This is a genomic window from Silvania hatchlandensis, from assembly GCF_025564065.1.
Lineage (GTDB): Bacteria > Pseudomonadota > Gammaproteobacteria > Enterobacterales > Enterobacteriaceae > Enterobacter > Enterobacter hatchlandensis.
The window spans coordinates 85,848-104,291 of record NZ_JAMGZK010000038.1 but is presented as its reverse complement, the minus strand read 5'-3'; the positions used below and the strand labels follow the sequence as shown (position 1 = coordinate 104,291).

Below are 18,444 nucleotides of genomic sequence, written 5' to 3'. Positions count from 1 at the left end.
GAATGACTCACAAATCGTTAGATATAAATTCCTGTAAGGCCGCCGTCCCCGGCGTTTTGAGGATCTCGACCGTACCGCTTTCGTGGACGGTTCCCTGATGCATAAAGATGATTTTATCGGCGACCCGGCGGGCAAAGTTCATTTCGTGGGTCACCATAATCATGGTCATGCCACTTCCCGCCAGGCGCTCAATGACGCGCAGAACTTCGCCGGTGAGTTTGGGATCCAATGCCGATGTCACTTCATCAAACAGCATCACTTTGGGCTTCATCGCCAGCGAGCGGGCGATGGCCGCGCGCTGCTGCTGTCCACCAGAGAGTTGTTCCGGGTAGCTGTCGGCCTTATCGGCCAGGCCCACCTGTTCCAACACCGACAGTGCAAGCCTTCTGGCCTCTGCTTTCGCCATTTTCTTGACCGAGACCGGGCCTAAGGTGATGTTTTGTTCAATTGTCAGATGGGGAAACAGGTTGTAGCTCTGGAAGACAATCCCGACGTCCTGGCGCAGCTTGCGCAGATTAACGTGGGGATCTTCAACTTTATGCCCACAGACCTCAATGCTGCCGCCATTGATGGTTTCCAGCCGGTCGATACAGCGTAACGCCGTACTTTTACCTGAGCCACTGGCGCCAATCAGCGCCACCACCTGTCCCTGATTCACTGAAAAAGAGACGTCTTTCAGCACCGGATTGTGGCCAAAGCTTTTTTGCACATTTCTCAATGTAATGATGGACATAGTATTAACCTTCAGCACTTAATTGATTCGTGGGCTCACGGTGGGTACCGGCTTGATTTTTTTCTCGGGGGCACCCCGTTCAAGCCGACGACTTAACACCGAGACCGGGAAACACAGACAAAAATACAATGTGGCAACAATGAGATAGATGATAAAGGGCTCGAAAATAGAGTTGTTGATCAACTGCCCGGCGCGCGCCAGCTCGACAAACCCCACCACAGACGCCAGTGACGTGTTTTTGATGATTTGTACCGAAAACCCGACCGTTGGCGGTGTCGCCAGCTTGATGGCCTGCGGCAGGATGACTTTAAACATCCGCTGCACGCCGGAGAGGGCCAGGCATTCAGCCGCCTCCCACTGGGCGCGGGGCACCGCCTGAATGCACCCTCGCCATATCTCGCCCAGATAGGCGCTGGCATAAATCGTCAGCGATACCCCGGCGGCCAGTAACGGCGAGATCGACAGGCCCAGCTGCGGCAAGCCGAAATAGACCATAAACATGATAATCAGCAGCGGCGTGCCCTGAATTAACTGCACCCAGGCGGCAATGACAACACGTAGCGCACGTACCGGCGCGATGCGGCCAAGCGCAATCAGAAAGCCCATTAATCCACCGCCGCCGAAGGCCATCAGGGACAGAATCAGGGTCCAGAACGTGCCTTCAAGCAAAAACTGAATATGTGCGAAATTGAGAGAAATATTCATCGTCATCACTCCCTAAATCATTGTGCCAAGCCGACGACGGCGAGGGAAAATAGCCAGCCCAAACAGCCAGAATATCAGCCGCATTAACAGCGACAGCGCGATATAAATGCCCGCCACAATGACGAACGTTTCAAAAGGACGGTAGGTTTCTGACTGAATAAAGTTCGCAGTCGCGGTCAGCTCTTCCGTCGATATTTGCGAGGTCACCGAGGAGGCCAGCATCAATAAAATAAACTGGCTGGTCAGCGCCGGATAAACACGCTCGATGGCCGGGCGTAAGGCAACGTGCCAGTATTGCTGCCATTTGGTTAACCCCAGCGTTTCTGCGGCTTCCCATTGCCCTTTATGCACCGATTCAAATCCCGCACGCATGATTTCTGCGGTATAGGCACCCACGTTGATCGTCAGGGCAATCACCGAGACGGTGAAGGCAGTAAATGAGAACCCCATACTGGAGAGGCCGAAGTAGACCAGGAAGATCTGCACCAGGAACGGCGTATTGCGGATGGATTCAACATAGATTGCCGCGATCCTCGAAAACACGTTGGATTGAGAGCGGCGGGCCACGGCACACAGCGTGCCGATCAGAAAACCCGTCACCGTCGTCACTAAGGCCAGTTTGGCGGTTAATGCCGCACCGTCCAGCATCAGCTGCCATTGTGAAAGTATTGCTGTGAAATCGAGCATCATGACGTTTGCCCCGGTTAGATTGCTTTTGCGGTCTGCTGCCCGGTTAACCGGTCATAGACTTTGAACAGTGCCTGATTACCGTTCGCACCTTCACCGTATGCCTGCGCATTCTGGTACTGGGTCGCCACCAGGGCGGTCGCCGGAAGGGGAACGGGATGTTTCTGCGCAGCCTCTAAAACCAGACGCAGATCTTTCATCATCAAATCAATGCGGAAACCGGCTGAACTGTCACCGTCGATCATCGCCGGACCCAGTTTGTCGAGCATCCACGAGGCGGCGGAACCGCCCAGCAGCACCTCCCGCATTTGTGGCAAATTGATATCCCAGGCGCGCGCCAGCGCCAGTGCTTCGCAAATGGCCTGAATATTGATGCCGCAGATCAGCTGATTACACAGCTTCACGGTCTGCCCGGCACCGGAGCCGCCCACATGATTTAAGGTGGTGCCCATGGCGTGCAGATACGGCGTGGCCTGTGCAAACCCCGCCGCATCGCCGCCTACCATGATGGTCAGCGTGCCATTTTTGGCGCCAATCGGTCCGCCAGAGACAGGCGCATCCAGCATGGTGACCCCAACGGCTGCAAGCGCCTGGCTCAGATTACGGGTGGCTTCAGGGGCAATGGTACTCATGTCAACGTACAGTTTTCCGCGTGGCGGAACGGACAACAGTCCCTGCGGGCCACGCACGATCTCTTCCACCTGAGGCGTGTCCGGCAGCATGGAGATGACGATATCGGCATCGCTGACGGCGGAGGGGATATCGTTCACCACCTCAATACCGTACTGGCGCAACGCCTCACCGGCACCACTGACAATATCGAACGCGCGAACGGTGTACCCGGCCTGAGCCAGATTGCGTGCCATCTCGCGGCCCATCACACCCAGGCCAAGAAAGCCGACAACGCCGGAAGTAGGGGTCTTCATGGTGATTTTCCTTGAGGTTAATCAGTTACGTTGCTCGAGCAGCGTTAGTTTCTCAACGCGGCGCACAAAGTCAGCATCCTGTACAAAGGTTGCCTGCAGGAAGGCATCAATCAGATCGCGTGCCAGCCAGGGCCCCACAATCTGTGCACCGATGCACAACACATTCACGTCATCGTGCTCGACGGACTGGTGCGCGGAGTGCACGTCATGACCCACGGCGGCGCGAATGCCTTTGATTTTATTCGCGGCGATTACGGCGCCGACGCCCGTCCCGCATACCAGGATCCCGCGCTGACCTTCGCCCTGGCGCACCTTGTCGCACACGGCAAACGCAATATCCGGAAAATCCACCGGATCGGGGTTGTAACTCCCCACATCGTTAATCGAGTGGCCCGCTTGTTGAAGCCACTGAATCAGCTCCTGCTTCAGGTGGAATCCGGCGTGGTCACTGCCAATGACTATCTGCATCTGCTTTTCCTTTACGGTGTTTGAGTAATGGGTGGGGAGTCGAACATGCGAATGGTGGCGCGACGACGGAAATCGGCCCCAATTTCAAAATGGCGACTTAATAACTCATCGGCTTTGTCTTCGTCTCGTTCGACGATGGCGGCAAAAATGGCGCGGTGGTGATCAATGAGGAATGCCTCAATCCCTTCCACCTGAATAATTTGTTCACGGCGGTCAAGGTGAGAGCGCTGCATCAGCACGCCAATCGACTGATAAATGCTGATAAGCGTGGGTGAACCTGACGCGCTGACGATGGTTTCGTGGAAGCGATAGTCTGCGCGTCCTCCCGCTTCCGGGGCATGGATCGTTTCGCTGATGTCGCGCAGGCAGTCCGCTAAGCGGTCGTAGTCACTCTGCGTTCCCCGGCGGCAGGCGAGGCGGATAGCCTGACGTTCAATGGCGATTCGGGCCTGCATCACGTCATCGACCACATTCGGCTGGTGGGCCAGCACGAAGGTGAAGAAATCCCCGAACAGCGAAACATCCGGTTTTGTCACCACCGTACCGATACCGTGGCGGATCTCGACGGCACCGATCATCGCCAGCGCTCTTAACGCTTCGCGCAGTACCGGGCGACTCACCCCTAATCTCAACGACAGTTCGCGCTCAGGCAGCAGGCTGTCACCTGCTTTCAGCGATCCGCTTAACAGCTGATCGCGTAAAAATTTAACAACGCGGTCATGCCCGCTACAGTTTTCCGTTACTTCACGCTTGATATCCATCGGGTTCACCAGTGGTCTTAAGTGGTAATACCAATGGTAGATATGTTAAGAAAACATTAACGTGATGTTGATCGATATTTAACCTGTCCATTTTGTGAACAGGTTGGCAAATATCAATTTGACTAAATGGCGAGGGGAGACAGGTGTGGATGACTTTTGACGATACGGGGGGCGTTACGCGCGATATTGCCCGCTATTTTGCAACCGGCAGCTCGGCATATCGGGTGGTATAGGCCGGAGAAAGCATCTCGCGCTTCATCGCCCATTGTTTCTGAATTCCTTGCCCGGCAAACCATAATTTACCTTTCCCGCTTTGATTGATTCCGTCCATCACGCGCATCAGCGATTCGCTGTTAGGGTGAGGTTTATCGTCATCAAACAAATTAAGCTGGGCCACACCCTGGCTGAAAAAATCGCCCAGAATAACGCCCGCTTTCATATAGCGGTGCCCGTCGATCCAGATGCAATCGAGCGCATTGATGGCCGCGCGGATGATGTCCCGGGTGTCATTCGAGGGGGTCAGCAGCTGACTCATGGCCTGGTTGCTATAGAACTCTTCGTCAAGCGCATGGGGGCTGGTGCGAACAAACACGCCAATCTGGCGACAGTACTGGCGTTCAGCGCGGAGTTTTTCTGCGGCACGAACCGCATAATTACAGATCGCCTCACGCATGTCGGCATACCGGGTAATACGCCTTGCAAACGAACGTGAACAGACAATCTGTTGTTTTGTGGGGGGGAACACGTCAAGTTCCAGGCAGGGTTCACCGCGCAACTCCCGGACGGTGCGTTCCAGCACCACATTAAAATGTTTACGCATAACCCAGGTGCTCTGTTCGGACAACTCCTTTGCGGTGGTAATGCCCATTGCGTTGAGCTTTTTAGCGATCCGTCTGCCGACACCCCATACCTCTTCGACCGGGACCCGCGCCAGCAATTTTTGCTGGCGCATGCTTGCTGACAGATCCACTACGCCGCCGGTCTGAGGCCATTTTTTGGCTGCGTAATTGGCCAGCTTGGCCAGCGTTTTGGTTTGTGCAATGCCCACCCCGACGGCCAGATGGGTATCACGCTTTATTCGCGCCTGAATTTCCCGGCCAAACTCTTCCAGCACCCGACAGTTTTGCACGCCGGTAAGGTTTATAAAGGCCTCGTCGATGGAGTATATTTCCACGGCCGGGGCTAATTCCTCCAGCGTTGTCATCACCCGATTGCTCATATCGCCATACAGGGCGTAGTTAGAGCTGAATACATTGACCTTGTAACGATGTAGCTCATCTTTTAGCTTGAAATAGGGCGCGCCCATCTTAATACCCAGACTTTTCGCTTCGGCCGATCGCGCAATAACGCAGCCATCGTTGTTACTTAAAACAATAACGGGTTTGCCTTGTAGATCGGGTCTGAAAATGGTTTCACAAGATGCATAAAACGAATTGACATCCACCAGGGCAAACATCATTTGTACCAGGTTTTGATCGAATGCTTAACCACGCCGAAGATTTCAAATTGATCGGCATCAGCAACAGGAATAATGGGGTAATTGGCGTTCATGGGTTTGAGATGCAGGTAAGGGCGTAACATCAGCAATTTTACCGTGAATTCTCCGGAGAGTGCCGCCACCACGAGGTCACCGTGTCCCGCTTTCAGAGAACTGTCGACAACCAGCATATCACCATCGTTAATTCCGCCCTCGATCATGGAGTCACCGCTTACTTTTATAAAGTAGGTTGACCCCGGATGGCTCACCAGCAGTTTGTTCAGGTCAATACGCTGTTCAACGTAGTCCTGCGCCGGTGACGGGAAACCACAAGGGACGAGGCTGTGGAATAATGGCAACTCAAGAACGGGGCAGATTTCTGCGGGTTGATAAAAAGACATAATCAAATCCTTTAATTGATACTGTATATAAATACAGTATCCGTGATTAGGTCATTTGATCAAGGCTGAGCAGGTGTCTTTTTTGAAAGTGGTTGGCGGTAAAGCAATTTTATTATTCAGGCGGATCCCGCGCGCTAATGAAATGATTATTTTTCAATCAGTAATAGGCCTGTTACAGAGATACCCCCTGCACGCTCTGATAAGGGGTGGCTCAGATCCTGTGATGACAACGCGCCGTAGCAACACCCGTAGTATCTGCCTGGTTTACTGATACAAATATTGCGGTTCCCGCCGTTCCCAATCCTCTCTGTGACGCTCAGGTGTATCTTCATGTTCACGGCAAACAAGGGGGCTAAAAAAATAAATTGCGTCGAAACGTTTCTTTTACACGATATATTCCTGGACGAGACAGGAGTACGTTATGGTGGTGATGCCATTCATCTGACTGGAGGAAATATCCCCAACATCAAATTCGAGTGCCCGGTTTGCCAAAATAAAAGGTTTCGTTTTACCTCTTTTAACCCTACGCAAACCCAACCTCATGGCGCAGTCTGCTCCGTATGTGGGGCCCGACTCACCGCCCATTCATGCCTGCCAACGCTGCAAACTTTGCGACGGCGGCGCTGGCCAAAACAGGTGGTTTAACAAGGGGCCTCAGTCCGGGCCTCTCTGATGCTTTTTTTGGTGATGACCGAGACCCTGTTTATCTGTCAGAGGATATATGCGCGGATGCTGATATCTGCATAAAGTCACCGGGTATGATTGTCGCGAAAATATTCATGGAAACGTCGTATTGACAGCGATAAATAATCCTTTCGGGAAGCGTAATCCTGTTTTCGTTATTTAATCCGGGCTAATTTTCGCAATCAGCGTGGCGCCCTGATTTTTGACATGACCAACCGCCCGTGTAACCGGATGCCAGTGGAACCGATCTGCAGAGATCGCTCCCGCCCGGGCGATCTCTTCTGCCTCTTTACCCCTCACTCTCTCGCGCATCCAGTCGCGTGCAGCCTGCGGCGTTAACACCAGCGGGCGTCGGTCGTGGATATCCACCAGCCCTTTATCCGCCGCTGCGGTGACGATCAAAAAGCCTTCCGCAGCATCTCCGCGTTCAAATGGCCTGCTGCCAATGGCGGCCATAAAAACAGGCTGACCGTCTGTGCGAGAGATAAAGTAAGGCTGCTTTTTGTCACCCTCCTTTTTCCACTCGAACCAGCCGTCGGCAAAGATAATCGCCCGGCCATGCTGCCACAGGGGTTTAAACATTCGGCTGCTGGCGGCGGTTTCCAGCCTGGCATTGATCAGCGGCGGCTTGTCCCACCAGCCCGGGGCGTAACCCCAGAATACCGGGTCCAGATGCAATACGTCATCGCGTTCACTGAGCAGCAGGACTTTGGTGCCTGGTGCCACATTGTAGCGCCCGATCGGTTCCGGGTCGTAGGGGATGTCGCATTCCGCTTCATCGGCAAGAAAGGCGAGGTACTCTTCCCGGGTTTGCGCCTGGGCAAAACGTCCACACATCGTGACCTCCAGCAGTTGAGTTAAGTATAGGTTCACAATTTCCCGGCAAAGAAATAATAACCCTTAAATATTATGTGGTCGACGTTGTGGCCGTGCTGTTGAAAACTGGTGGTTAAATCACATGCAGTTACTTCTGAGTGCCATCTCACCGGGTAGACTTGTCATAACTAATACTGTTAAATAAATAACACGCGAAAATTAATTTCTGGGGAAAGGAACGTAAACATAAAGCATGAGCAGGGAGGCCATTGAAACGTGCGGGAAATTAACTGTTCAACAGGGTGGTAATATGAAAATTCTGCAGAGTCAGGAGTTTTTTCTAACAGAGCAACATGCATTCTGTCTGTTTATGCTGGGCAGGCAAAATATGGAAGAGATGCATGGGCATGACTTTGATGAAATTGTCATCGTAAGCGAAGGTAGTGGTTTTCATATTATTAACGGCAGCGTGGAGTTTATTTATAAAGGAGATTTTTTCTTTGTGTCAGTTAACGATACACACTGTTATCTCTCAACTAATAACCTGTCGGTTATTAATGTCCTGATCCGCAAAGATCGCAGTTTTTTCTTTCTGGCAAATATCGACAAGCTGATCGACATTATTAAGCAGAATAACAGCCTGAGATGCACATACGATACCTCGCTGACGCAGGACGATCTGGATAAAATCATTGCCCTGACGCACATCATTAATGCAATACAGGATGATGAATTTGATGAGCTTTATTTCTCTGCGGCAGAAACGGCGCTGCTGGGTATCATCGACACCCTGTGCCAGCGGGCACGCAAGAAAACCTTACGCGCGCAGCCGGAAGAGTGCGGCCGCAAGTATCTGATTAACGCCATAAAGCATAATTACCTGCGCCATATCAACTGGGAAGACCTGTGCGATGAGAGTCGGATGACCCGGCGAACCATGTTCCGTTTTATTAAGGATGTGACCGGCTATACGCCTGCGCGGTTTCAGCTTCTGTTCCGCTTATTAAAAGCGCAGGAATTATTACGCACCACGGATAAAACAATTAATGAAGTGGCCGTCAACTGCGGCTTTCTCAATACCATACGCTTCACCGAAACGTATAAAAAGCAGTTCTGCTATACGCCCTCTCTGGAACGTAAGTTAATGCGCTGACGCCAGAGTTTATATCTACCAATGAATATGCCCGACATGAATAATGTCCGGGAGGAGGTTTTGCTGACGAAAAAGCAGGGCAAGTAAAAATCCCTGCAGGCCATAATAAGGCTGGCAAGGTAATTATGCAGTTGACGTAGTATTTCCTCTAATAAAGAAAATATACCCTACAAAGGATAAGCATTATGTCAATACAGAAAACACCCAACCCATGGTATGTCGGGGTGGTGTCGGGGATGGCGTCATATATTGATTCGTCCGCGATTATATCGAATGGCACCGCGCTCGTTATCTACAGTAAAACCATTGGCACAACGGCCATCGAAATAGGCATTCTCTCCGGCGTGCTGACCTTGTGTATTGCCCTCGGTGCCTTCACCGGCGGTCGGCTTGGCGATCGAATAGGCCGCCGGAAGGTGTTTATTATTACCATGGCGATGATCCTCGCGGGAACATTACTGCTCGCTTTCGGCCTGTCGTTCACCGCGCTATTGATCGGCACCTTGCTGATTGGGTTAGCCACCGGTGCCGACCTGCCGGTATCACTGGCCACCATTTCCGAAGCCGCGACGGATAACAACCGCGGTAAAATTATTGCGCTCTCTAATTTGCTGTGGACTGCCGGCATTGGTGCCACCATGGCGATTGCCGCTGTCGTCGGAGAGTGGGGCAGAGTGGGCGCGCAAATAATGTATATGCATGTCGGACTGGTGGCGCTGGTGCTGTTAATTTTGCGCTGGTCTATTCCTGAATCGCCGTTGTGGCTGGTGGCGCGGGATGAATTACGCCGCGGCGTCGCCACCGTGCGGGCGCAAAAAACATCGTATAAAGACCTGCTGCGCGGGAAATATCTTTGGCCATTTGTTGCCCTGTGCCTTTTCTACGCTTTTACCAATCTGGCGGCCAATACGGGCGGGCAGTTTGGTACCTATGTGGCAGTCAATGTCGTGGGGATCTCCGTCAGCACCCATTCCCTGTGGAACCTGATGATCATGCCGGTGGGGATCGCCTCGGGCATAGTATTTATGCGTATTGTCGATACCTCCAAAAGGATGCCGTTCTTTATTCTGGGTGCGGTAATGCTCACGGGCGGTTACGCGCTGCCAATGATCTTTAATTTCGCCCCAGCCGCCTGGTTCTGCTGTCTGTTATTTACCAATATGGGTAACGGCCTGGCTTTTGAAGGCATCATGAAAGTCTGGTCCCAGGAGTCTTTCCCGACCATGCTGCGATCCACCGCCCAGGGCATCATCGTTGCCGTCGCGCGTCTCTCCTGCGGTTTACTCGCCTTTGTCACCCCCGTTCTCCTCGAAGTTGGCCCGATGGCGCTGTACGCCATGCTTGCCTCCACGGTGGGAATCGGCCTGCTGATCGCCTGGCTTTGTTTCCGGGGTAAACAGCGTAACGAATTTAATGCCGAAGCCGAAATAGTGGCGACCCATACAGACGAAGCACACCTTAACAGCCGCTATGTCGGTGAGAATTAACAGGAGCATTACCATGTTAACGATTAAAAATGTCACCCTCAATTATGCCCAGGAACTGAACGGTGTTGAATCCATGCCGGTAGTGGGATGGGTGATTGGCAGTGATAACAACAATGTCGAGCAGATGAGCTGGCACATGCAAATAAGCCAGGATAGCGCATTCAACGATATTATTTTCGACAGCGGTACGGTTGCCAGCGGACAGTCGCAAAATATTACCCTGAACGCAATCGACCTTAAAAACTCCACGCACTACTTCTTGCGGGTAAAAATCAGCGATAACCACGGGCAGCACAGCGACTGGAGCGAACATGCGACCTTTATTACCGGCCTTCCCGGCGCGCAATGGCAGGCAGAATTTATCTCGGCCGAAGGGCCGCAGGATAACGCCAGCTCAAAAGGCACGCTGCTCAGAAAAGACTTTACCCTTCCCGATGACGGGGCGGTCGCTTCCGTTATTGTGCATGCCAGCGCCCTGGGGCTGTATAAGCTGTATGTCAACGGCAAAAAAGTCGGTAAGGATGAACTGACGCCCGGCTGGACCAGCTATCAGCATCATCTGCTGTATCAGACCTATGATTTAACCAACCTGTTAGCCGCCGGGGATAATACCCTTGCCGCCAGCGTCGGGGCGGGCTGGTATAAAGGCGACATGAGCTTTAATCGTGCCCGTAATTACTACGGCGATCGCACCGCGTTTATTTGCCAGGTAGTGGTGAATTATCAGGATGGACGCCAGGTGATGTTCGGGACGGATGAATCATGGCGCGGCACAGACTCTCCGGTGCTATTTTCTGAAATCTACGACGGCGAAACCTACGACGCACGGCGGGAGGTCTCCGGCTGGAACACGGTTGATTGCGATGTCGCACCCTGGCGGGCTGTCGACGTTGTCGCGTCGGATAAAAGCGTGCTGGGCGCGCAAGGCGCCAGTACCGTGCAGGCGATTGAGACCCTCAGCCCTCAGGCGCTGATCGTCACGCCAGAGGGCGATCGGGTCATCGATTTCGGTCAGAACCTCACCGGCTGGGTAGAATTTAGCGTGAGCGGCAGAGCGGGTGACAAGGTGATTCTGCGTCATTTTGAAGTGCTGGATGCGAACGGCAACGTTTACCTTGCGAACCTGCGCACCGCAAAGCAGCGCGTTGAGTACACCCTCAGCGGCGCACAGACCGAAGTCTATCACCCTCACTTCACCTTCCAGGGCTTCCGCTATGTTCACGTTGAAGCATGGCCGGGCGAGATCGCGCTGGAGAATGTTAAGGCCGTGGTGGTGCATTCACAGATGGAACGCACCGGGGAGTTTTCGTGCTCCAACCCGGATCTGAATCAGCTGCACCACAACATTCTGTGGGGGCTGAAAGGCAACTTTGTCGATGTCCCGACCGACTGCCCGCAGCGCGACGAGCGGCTGGGCTGGACCGGGGATGCGCAGATATTCTGCCGGACCGCGAGTTACCTGATGCAGACCCGTAACTTCTTTGCCAAGTGGCTGACCGACCTCAAATACGATCAGACGCCCGAAGGCGGGGTCCCGCATGTGGTGCCGGATATCCTTACCGGCTGGAGCGAGAACGATCGCTTTCTGTCGCAGGGCACCCACTCTGCGGCGGCCTGGGCGGATGCTGCGGTGATCAACCCCTGGACGCTGTACCTGATGTATGGCGACAAAGAAACCCTGCGCAATCAATACGCCAGCATGAAGGGGTGGATTGAATTTATGCGCACTCACGCGGTGGATAATAAATGGAGCTATAAGCTGCAGTTTGGCGACTGGGTGGCGCTGGACGCCAAAGAGGGGAGCTATTTTGGTGCCACCCCGAATGACTTAACCTGCATGGCGTATTACAGCTGGTCAACGCTGCTGTTTGCCAAAGCGGCGAAAGCGCTGGGTAACGAAGAGGACTACGCCACGTATTCTACGCTGCACGGTGAAATCGTGAAAAGCTTCCAGCAGGAGTTCTTTACCCCGGCCGGACGGCTGGCGGCCAGAACCCAAACGGCGCATATTCTGGCGCTGCATTTTGACCTGGTGCCGGAGCGGTTCAGAGCGCGCACCGTGGAGACGCTGGTGGAGCTGCTGGCGGAACATGACGGGCATCTGGTGACCGGTTTTGTCGGTACGCCCTATTTCTGCCACGTTCTCAGTGAAAATGGCCGCGCGAAAGAGGCCTGGCAACTGCTGTTAAAAGACGATTTCCCGTCGTGGCTGTATCAAGTGAAAGCCGGGGCCACCACCATCTGGGAGCACTGGGACGGCATCAAGCCCGATGGTTCAATGTGGAGCCCTGACATGAACTCGTTTAACCATTATGCCTACGGCGCGATTGGCGAATGGTTATACCGCGGGGTGGCGGGGATTGATGCCGATGAAGAGCAGCCAGGCTTTAAGCATATTCGCATTCAACCTGTTATCGGTGGTGAGCTGGAGTGGGTCAACGCCCGCTACCGTTCCGGCTATGGCGATATCGCCGTCAGCTGGGAGGTGAAACAGCGTGATGTCGTATTACGCGTCACCGTGCCGCACAACACCACCGCCACCATTATTCTGCCAGCGGAATGCCGCTTAAAAGATTCGGCTAATATGAATTTCACCGTGCTGAATAATGCATTACAGGCCAGCGTGGGGTCGGGTGAATATCGCTTTGAATACAGTCTGTAATTAATAAATATCAGGCGCGGCTATTCGCGCCTGATATTTACCGTTTTCGAGCAATACCTTTTACCTTACCTCATGGACATAATAATGAAAAAAACAATGATAGCCCTCTCTGTCGGGTTAATTCTGGCCGCGCCTGTTGTCGGGGCGCAAACAACAAATACCTCTCTGGAACAGCGGTTGCAGCAGATGGAACAGCGCTTGCAAGCGGCCGAAACCCGGGCGCAGAATGCCGAAAGCGAGATCCAGCAGTTAAAGCAGACGCAACACACGGTGCCCGCCACGCAAGCCACGCAAGCCACGCCAGCGGTGGCGGTGGTCAGCGCCACGCCTGCTGCGGAGACAAAAGATAATCTCGCCGCCCCAATGCTGAAACTGAGCGGATTCGGCGACCTGAAGCTGTACGGTGATGTCGAATTTAACCTTGATGCGGAAAGTCGCAAAGGGGCGTTAATTGGCGATCGCGATAGTGACAATGAGAAATGGGATATTAATGGCCGTATTCTGCTCGGCTTCGATGGCTATCGCACGCTAAATAATGGACATTTTGCCGGTTTTACTGCCCAACCCCTGGCGGATATGAACGGCGGGATGAAATTAGATGATGCCGCGTTATTTTTTGGTCGGGAGAGCGACTGGAAAATTAAAGTTGGCCGTTTCGAAGCCTTCGACATGTTCCCGCTGAATCAGGACACCTTTATTCAACACTCCGGCGACACGGCCAACGATCTCTACGATGACGGCCACGGTTATATTTACATGATGAAAGAGGCGCGCGGCCGCTCAGATTCCGGTGGCAATTTCCTGGTAAGCAAGCAGCTCGACAACTGGTATTTCGAAATGAACACGCTGGTGGAAAATGGCAGTTCGCTGTTCGTCGATGGCAATTACCATGGCCGGCAGCTGACTAACGATAAAAACGTGGTTTACCTGCGCCCGGTGATCTCCTGGACGCAGGATGCCTTGAGTCTGTCGGCGGCCATGGAATCGAACGTGGTGAATAACGCCTACGGCTATTATGATCCGCAGGGAAACTGGGTCGATCAGTCTCAACGCACCGGCTACGGCGCGGTGATGACGTGGAATGGACTGAAGAAGGATCCGGATAACGGCGTGGTCCTGAACCTGAACACCGCCTGGCTGGATGCCGAGCAGGAGAAAGATTTCTCCGCCGGGGTCAATGCCCTGTGGCACCGCGTTGAACTGGGCTATATCTATGCCCACAACAAGATCGAACAGTTCGACCAAAGTGCGCTGACCGGGTGCGACGACGGCTGCTGGATCACCGACACCGGCACCTACGACATTCACACCGTGCATGCCTCTTACCAAATCCCCAATATCATGGATATGAAGAACTTTAATATCTATCTGGGCAGTTACTGGTCGTGGCTGAAAGAGAAGGGCGGGGAAGATTCTCAGGACCGCTACGGTGCCCGTGTACGGTTTAAATATTTCTTCTGATGTGATGATGCAGAGGGCACTGCTGCGCCCTCTGTAACATGGCTATGGGTACACGCTACTGACTCTCTTCCGCTTCACTTTCCGCTTCGCTATCGCCACCAAAGCTGAGCAGATCGGAGACTTTCATATTGCCAATGTCTTCCGCTTTCTGTTTAACGCTGTCGATCTGCTTATTGGTCTCTTCCGACAGGCTCGAGGTGAGCGTCTCCTGGGTTTTGGTCAGCGCGCCCTCTTTGGCTTTTTGGACTTCGCTGTTGAAGCTATTTTTTAACGACTCGGCCGCCTGGGTGGTTTCTTCAACTTTGGCTTTCGCGTCCTGTGACAGCTCCATATCACAGCCAGCGAGCAGAAGGCTTCCCGCCAGGAGGAGTGCCGGGGTCGGTCTTATCATAATATTGCAGGCCTTATGGGGTGATGATATTCACAGACATGATGACACACCGGTTTTATATCTGTTCGAGCGCGGAGGTAAGAAAAATTAAAGTTGGGTAAAGCCATTCAGCGGCTGACGTCCGGCATGGCCAACCCCTGATACCCTGACAAATATCCCGGTTTACATGACGCGGCAGAATACTATAGTATACTCCCCTACAGTATCCAGGAGGCCACCATGCCACATTCCCCTGAAGATAAAAAACGCGTCCTGACTCGCGTGCGGCGCATTCGCGGGCAGGTTGATGCCCTGGAGCGTGCGCTCGAATCCGGCGAACCCTGCCTTGCCATCCTGCAGCAAATCGCCGCCGTGCGCGGGGCCGCCAACGGCCTGATGGGCGAGATGGTTGAAATTCACCTCAAAGATGAGCTGGTAACCGGCGAGACCACGGCCGACCAGCGGGCCGTTAGAATGGCAGAAGTCGGCCATTTGCTGCGCTCTTATCTAAAATAAAAACCTGACATCACTAAAAGGAAAGCAAGATGAAATCACGTGCTGCTGTTGCATTTGGCCCAGGCCAGCCGCTGAAAATTGTTGAAATTGATGTAGCACCGCCAAAGAAAGGTGAAGTGCTGGTCAAAATCACCCATACCGGCGTGTGCCATACCGATGCGTTCACGCTGTCGGGTGACGATCCGGAAGGTATCTTCCCGGCAGTGCTCGGACACGAAGGCGGCGGCGTGGTAGTGGAAGTCGGAGAGGGCGTCACCAGCCTGCAGCCAGGCGATCACGTCATCCCGCTGTACACCGCCGAATGCGGCGAGTGTAAGTTCTGTAAATCCGGCAAAACCAACCTCTGCCAGGCGGTACGCGCCACCCAGGGTAAAGGCCTGATGCCGGACGGCACCACCCGTTTCTCCTATAACGGCGAGCCGATCTATCACTATATGGGCACCAGCACCTTCAGCGAATACACCGTCTGCGCAGAAATCTCGCTCGCAAAAGTGAACCCGCAGGCGCCGCTGGAAAAAGTCTGTCTGCTGGGCTGTGGCGTCACCACCGGGATCGGTGCCGTACATAACACCGCGAAAGTGAAAGAGGGCGATACCGTGGCGGTGTTCGGTCTCGGCGGGATCGGTCTGGCGGTGATCCAGGGTGCGGTGCAGGCCAAAGCCGGGCGTATTCTGGCGGTGGACACCAACCCGGAGAAATTCAAACTGGCGGGTGAACTGGGCGCGACCGATTTCGTCAACCCGAACGACTACGACAAACCGGTGCAGGATGTGATCGTTGAGCTCACTGACGGCGGTGTCGACTTCAGCTTTGAATGTATCGGCAACGTCAACGTGATGCGCGCGGCGCTGGAGTGCTGCCACAAGGGCTGGGGTGAGAGCATCATCATTGGCGTGGCGGGCGCAGGTCAGGAGATCAAAACCCGTCCGTTCCAGCTGGTAACCGGTCGTGTCTGGCGCGGTTCCGCGTTTGGCGGCGTCAAAGGCCGTACCCAGCTGCCAGGAATGGTGGAAGATGCGATGGCGGGCAAAATCCAGCTCGACCCGTTCATTACCCACCGTCTGCCGCTGGAGCAAATCAATGAAGCGTTCGACCTGATGCACGCCGGGAAGTCTATCCGCACCGTTATTCATTTCGGCGATAACTGATTATTCTGTCAGCAATTTCTGTTAAAAATCCTCCCCGCTGCCGTTCGCCGGTAGCGGGGAGGACATTTCTTTAATAATCATTTCTAAAGTGTGAACTGGGTTCTATTTTAGCCATAATCAAATCCCCTGTAGTGCCGATGACTATTTTACAGGCGTGCTTCTGCGCATCTACCTATAAGAGAGTCAACGGTATGGAAAAAAAATCAACGGTGCGGGCGCAGCAAAAACTGGGCTTCCTGCACCAAATTCGGTTGCTTCCCCTTATCTCCTCCATTCTTGGCGGCATTATTTTGCTGTTCGCGCTCAGTGCCGGGTTGGCGGGCTATTTCCTGCTGCAGGCCGACCGGGATCTACAGGACGTCACCGCCGAAATCCAGGTGCGCACCGGGCTGTCAAACAGCTCAAACCACCTGCGTACCTCGCGTATTAATATGATCCACGCGGGCGCCGCCAGCCGTATTGCGGAAATGGACGCGATGAAGCAAAACATCGCGGAAGCGGAAAAACGGATTAAGCAGTCTCAGGATAGCTTTGCCCTGTACATGAACCGTAGCGTGCGTACCCCGGCTGATGAAGCGCTGGATGGCGATCTGAAAACACGTTTCCAGGCGTATATCGACGGCATGCAGCCGATGCTGAAATATGCCAAAAACGGCATGTTTGAAGCCATCATCAACCACGAAAATGAAGAGGCGCGTCCGCTGGATGATGCCTATAACGAGGTGCTGCTGAAGGCGGTTAAAATCCGAACCGATCGCGCTAATCTGTTGACCGAACAGGCGCATACCCGCACTCAGCTGGGGCTGATGTTTATGGTGGGTGCCTTTGGTCTGGCCCTGGTGCTGACGGTGATCACCTTTATGGTGCTGCGTCGCACGGTGATTAACCCGCTGCAGCGCGCCGCGCGCCGTATTGAGCATATCGCGAAAGGGGATCTGACCTTCGCCGACGATCTGACCGGGCGCAGCGAAATTGGCCGCCTGACGCACGACCTGCAAACCATGCAGCACTCGCTGGTGAAGACGGTAGGCACGGTTCGCCAGGGCGCGGAAGAGATCTATCGCGGGACCAGCGAAATCTCGGCAGGCAATACCGACCTTTCGTCCCGTACCGAACAGCAGGCGGCGGCAATTGAGGAGACCGCCGCCAGCATGGAACAGTTAACGGCGACGGTAAAACAAAACGCCGACAACGCACACCATGCCAGCAAGCTGGCGGAAGATGCGTCCGGGAAAGCCAGCCGTGGCGGCCAGATGGTCTCCGGGGTGGTGAAAACCATGAGCAATATTTCCAGCAGCTCGAAGAAAATTTCTGAAATCACCGCGGTGATCAACAGCATTGCCTTCCAGACCAATATCCTGGCGCTGAACGCCGCCGTTGAAGCCGCCCGTGCCGGTGAGCAGGGCCGTGGTTTTGCCGTGGTCGCCAGCGAAGTGCGCACTCTGGCCAGTCGCAGCGCCAACGCTGCGAAAGAGATTGAAGGCCTGATCAGCGAGTCGGTCTCTTTGATTGACCAGGGCTCCGGCGAAGTAGTGGCTGCCGGTAACACCATGGGCGAGATTGTTGATGCGGTGAAACGCGTCACCGATATCATGCTGGAAATCGCCGCCGCCTCCGACGAGCAGAGCCGTGGCATTGTGCAGGTCAGTCAGGCCATCTCCGAGATGGATAAAGTGACTCAGCAGAATGCCTCGCTGGTGGAAGAAGCTTCCGCTGCGGCCGCCTCGCTGGAAGATCAAGCCGCGCGTCTGACCGAAGCGGTGGGGACGTTCCGTCTGCACGGCATCACCCAGGCCCGCAGCAGCAGTAGCAATAACATCACCCCAGCCGCACCGGCTTCACCGCTGCGCCCGGCGGTGGTTGATGGGGATAACTGGGAAACCTTCTAAGGCATTAAGTCTCGTGCAGTGCCACCTGGCGTAAAACCTTCAGGGTTCATGTTCCGACATGAACCCTTTTTTTATTCCCCGCTATGATCGTTAAAAGGCG

Annotated in this window: 18 protein-coding genes; 8 read left to right on the top strand and 10 right to left on the bottom strand. The window is 54.0% G+C overall.

Features of this window, described 5'->3' with window-relative positions; all coding sequences use genetic code 11:
* Nucleotides 1–7: 7 nt before the first annotated feature.
* The 8 genes from M8014_RS03915 to umuD all read right to left on the bottom strand — a co-directional run bounded on the left by M8014_RS03915 (nucleotide 8) and on the right by umuD (nucleotide 6,158).
* Nucleotides 8–733 (bottom strand): amino acid ABC transporter ATP-binding protein, encoded by a 726-nt coding sequence (locus M8014_RS03915; protein WP_271281228.1) that lies wholly within the window; start codon nucleotides 731–733, stop codon nucleotides 8–10.
* Between the two features lie 18 nt (nucleotides 734–751).
* A complete protein-coding gene (locus M8014_RS03910; protein WP_271281227.1) occupies nucleotides 752–1,438 on the bottom strand; it encodes an amino acid ABC transporter permease in 687 nt (228 codons plus the stop codon).
* A gap of 12 nt (nucleotides 1,439–1,450) precedes the next feature.
* Nucleotides 1,451–2,128, bottom strand: coding sequence for an amino acid ABC transporter permease (locus tag M8014_RS03905; protein ID WP_271281226.1), 678 nt, complete (start codon nucleotides 2,126–2,128; stop codon nucleotides 1,451–1,453).
* A gap of 14 nt (nucleotides 2,129–2,142) precedes the next feature.
* Nucleotides 2,143–3,051, bottom strand: coding sequence for an NAD(P)-dependent oxidoreductase (locus M8014_RS03900; protein WP_271281225.1), 909 nt, complete (start codon nucleotides 3,049–3,051; stop codon nucleotides 2,143–2,145).
* A gap of 21 nt (nucleotides 3,052–3,072) precedes the next feature.
* The gene (rpiB, locus tag M8014_RS03895) at nucleotides 3,073–3,519 is read right to left on the bottom strand and encodes a ribose 5-phosphate isomerase B (protein ID WP_271281224.1); all 447 of its coding nucleotides are present in this window, start codon (nucleotides 3,517–3,519) and stop codon (nucleotides 3,073–3,075) included.
* An 11-nt stretch (nucleotides 3,520–3,530) separates the two neighbouring features.
* Entirely contained in the window at nucleotides 3,531–4,280 is a 750-nt protein-coding gene (locus M8014_RS03890) for a FadR/GntR family transcriptional regulator (protein WP_271281223.1), read from the bottom strand.
* A gap of 193 nt (nucleotides 4,281–4,473) precedes the next feature.
* Nucleotides 4,474–5,736 carry a translesion error-prone DNA polymerase V subunit UmuC gene (gene umuC, locus M8014_RS03885; protein ID WP_271281255.1) on the bottom strand — a complete coding sequence of 421 codons (1,263 nt, stop codon included), beginning with the start codon at nucleotides 5,734–5,736 and terminating at the stop codon, nucleotides 4,474–4,476.
* On the bottom strand, nucleotides 5,736–6,158 hold the full coding sequence (umuD, locus tag M8014_RS03880; RefSeq protein ID WP_271281222.1) for a translesion error-prone DNA polymerase V autoproteolytic subunit: 423 nt from the start codon (nucleotides 6,156–6,158) through the stop codon (nucleotides 5,736–5,738). Before umuD ends, umuC begins: the two co-directional genes overlap by 1 nt.
* Before the next feature lie 330 nt (nucleotides 6,159–6,488).
* On the opposite strand from umuD, the gene ymcF reads away from it, so the two are divergent.
* Complete coding sequence (ymcF, locus tag M8014_RS22935) at nucleotides 6,489–6,803, top strand: cold shock small protein YmcF (RefSeq protein WP_472924510.1); 315 nt, start codon at nucleotides 6,489–6,491, stop codon at nucleotides 6,801–6,803.
* A 198-nt stretch (nucleotides 6,804–7,001) separates the two neighbouring features.
* Here the strand turns inward: ymcF and M8014_RS03875 are convergent, their stop codons facing one another.
* Nucleotides 7,002–7,679: an SOS response-associated peptidase gene (locus M8014_RS03875; RefSeq protein WP_271281221.1), complete on the bottom strand. Its 678-nt coding sequence runs from the start codon at nucleotides 7,677–7,679 to the stop codon at nucleotides 7,002–7,004.
* A 289-nt stretch (nucleotides 7,680–7,968) separates the two neighbouring features.
* Here M8014_RS03875 and M8014_RS03870 point away from each other — a divergent pair, with 289 nt between their 5' ends.
* The 4 genes from M8014_RS03870 (at nucleotide 7,969) to M8014_RS03855 (ending at nucleotide 14,421) form a co-directional block, all read left to right on the top strand.
* Nucleotides 7,969–8,811: a helix-turn-helix domain-containing protein gene (locus M8014_RS03870; RefSeq protein WP_271281220.1), complete on the top strand. Its 843-nt coding sequence runs from the start codon at nucleotides 7,969–7,971 to the stop codon at nucleotides 8,809–8,811.
* A 185-nt stretch (nucleotides 8,812–8,996) separates the two neighbouring features.
* Nucleotides 8,997–10,298 (top strand): MFS transporter, encoded by a 1,302-nt coding sequence (locus tag M8014_RS03865; RefSeq protein ID WP_271281219.1) that lies wholly within the window; start codon nucleotides 8,997–8,999, stop codon nucleotides 10,296–10,298.
* Nucleotides 10,299–10,311: 13 nt separating this feature from the next.
* Nucleotides 10,312–12,960, top strand: coding sequence for a glycoside hydrolase family 78 protein (locus tag M8014_RS03860; protein WP_271281218.1), 2,649 nt, complete (start codon nucleotides 10,312–10,314; stop codon nucleotides 12,958–12,960).
* Nucleotides 12,961–13,044: 84 nt separating this feature from the next.
* A complete protein-coding gene (locus M8014_RS03855; RefSeq protein WP_271281217.1) occupies nucleotides 13,045–14,421 on the top strand; it encodes a carbohydrate porin in 1,377 nt (458 codons plus the stop codon).
* 55 nt (nucleotides 14,422–14,476) lie between these two features.
* On the opposite strand, the gene M8014_RS03850 is transcribed toward M8014_RS03855, so the two are convergent.
* The gene (locus M8014_RS03850) at nucleotides 14,477–14,752 is read right to left on the bottom strand and encodes a hypothetical protein (protein WP_271281216.1); all 276 of its coding nucleotides are present in this window, start codon (nucleotides 14,750–14,752) and stop codon (nucleotides 14,477–14,479) included.
* 279 nt (nucleotides 14,753–15,031) lie between these two features.
* Between M8014_RS03850 and M8014_RS03845 the strand changes: the two genes are divergently transcribed.
* The 3 genes from M8014_RS03845 (at nucleotide 15,032) to M8014_RS03835 (ending at nucleotide 18,344) form a co-directional block, all read left to right on the top strand.
* Nucleotides 15,032–15,307: a metal/formaldehyde-sensitive transcriptional repressor gene (locus tag M8014_RS03845; RefSeq protein ID WP_032610935.1), complete on the top strand. Its 276-nt coding sequence runs from the start codon at nucleotides 15,032–15,034 to the stop codon at nucleotides 15,305–15,307.
* A gap of 29 nt (nucleotides 15,308–15,336) precedes the next feature.
* Entirely contained in the window at nucleotides 15,337–16,455 is a 1,119-nt protein-coding gene (locus M8014_RS03840; protein ID WP_271281215.1) for an S-(hydroxymethyl)glutathione dehydrogenase/class III alcohol dehydrogenase, read from the top strand.
* A 191-nt stretch (nucleotides 16,456–16,646) separates the two neighbouring features.
* Complete coding sequence (locus tag M8014_RS03835; protein ID WP_271281214.1) at nucleotides 16,647–18,344, top strand: methyl-accepting chemotaxis protein; 1,698 nt, start codon at nucleotides 16,647–16,649, stop codon at nucleotides 18,342–18,344.
* Nucleotides 18,345–18,444 lie beyond the last annotated feature (100 nt).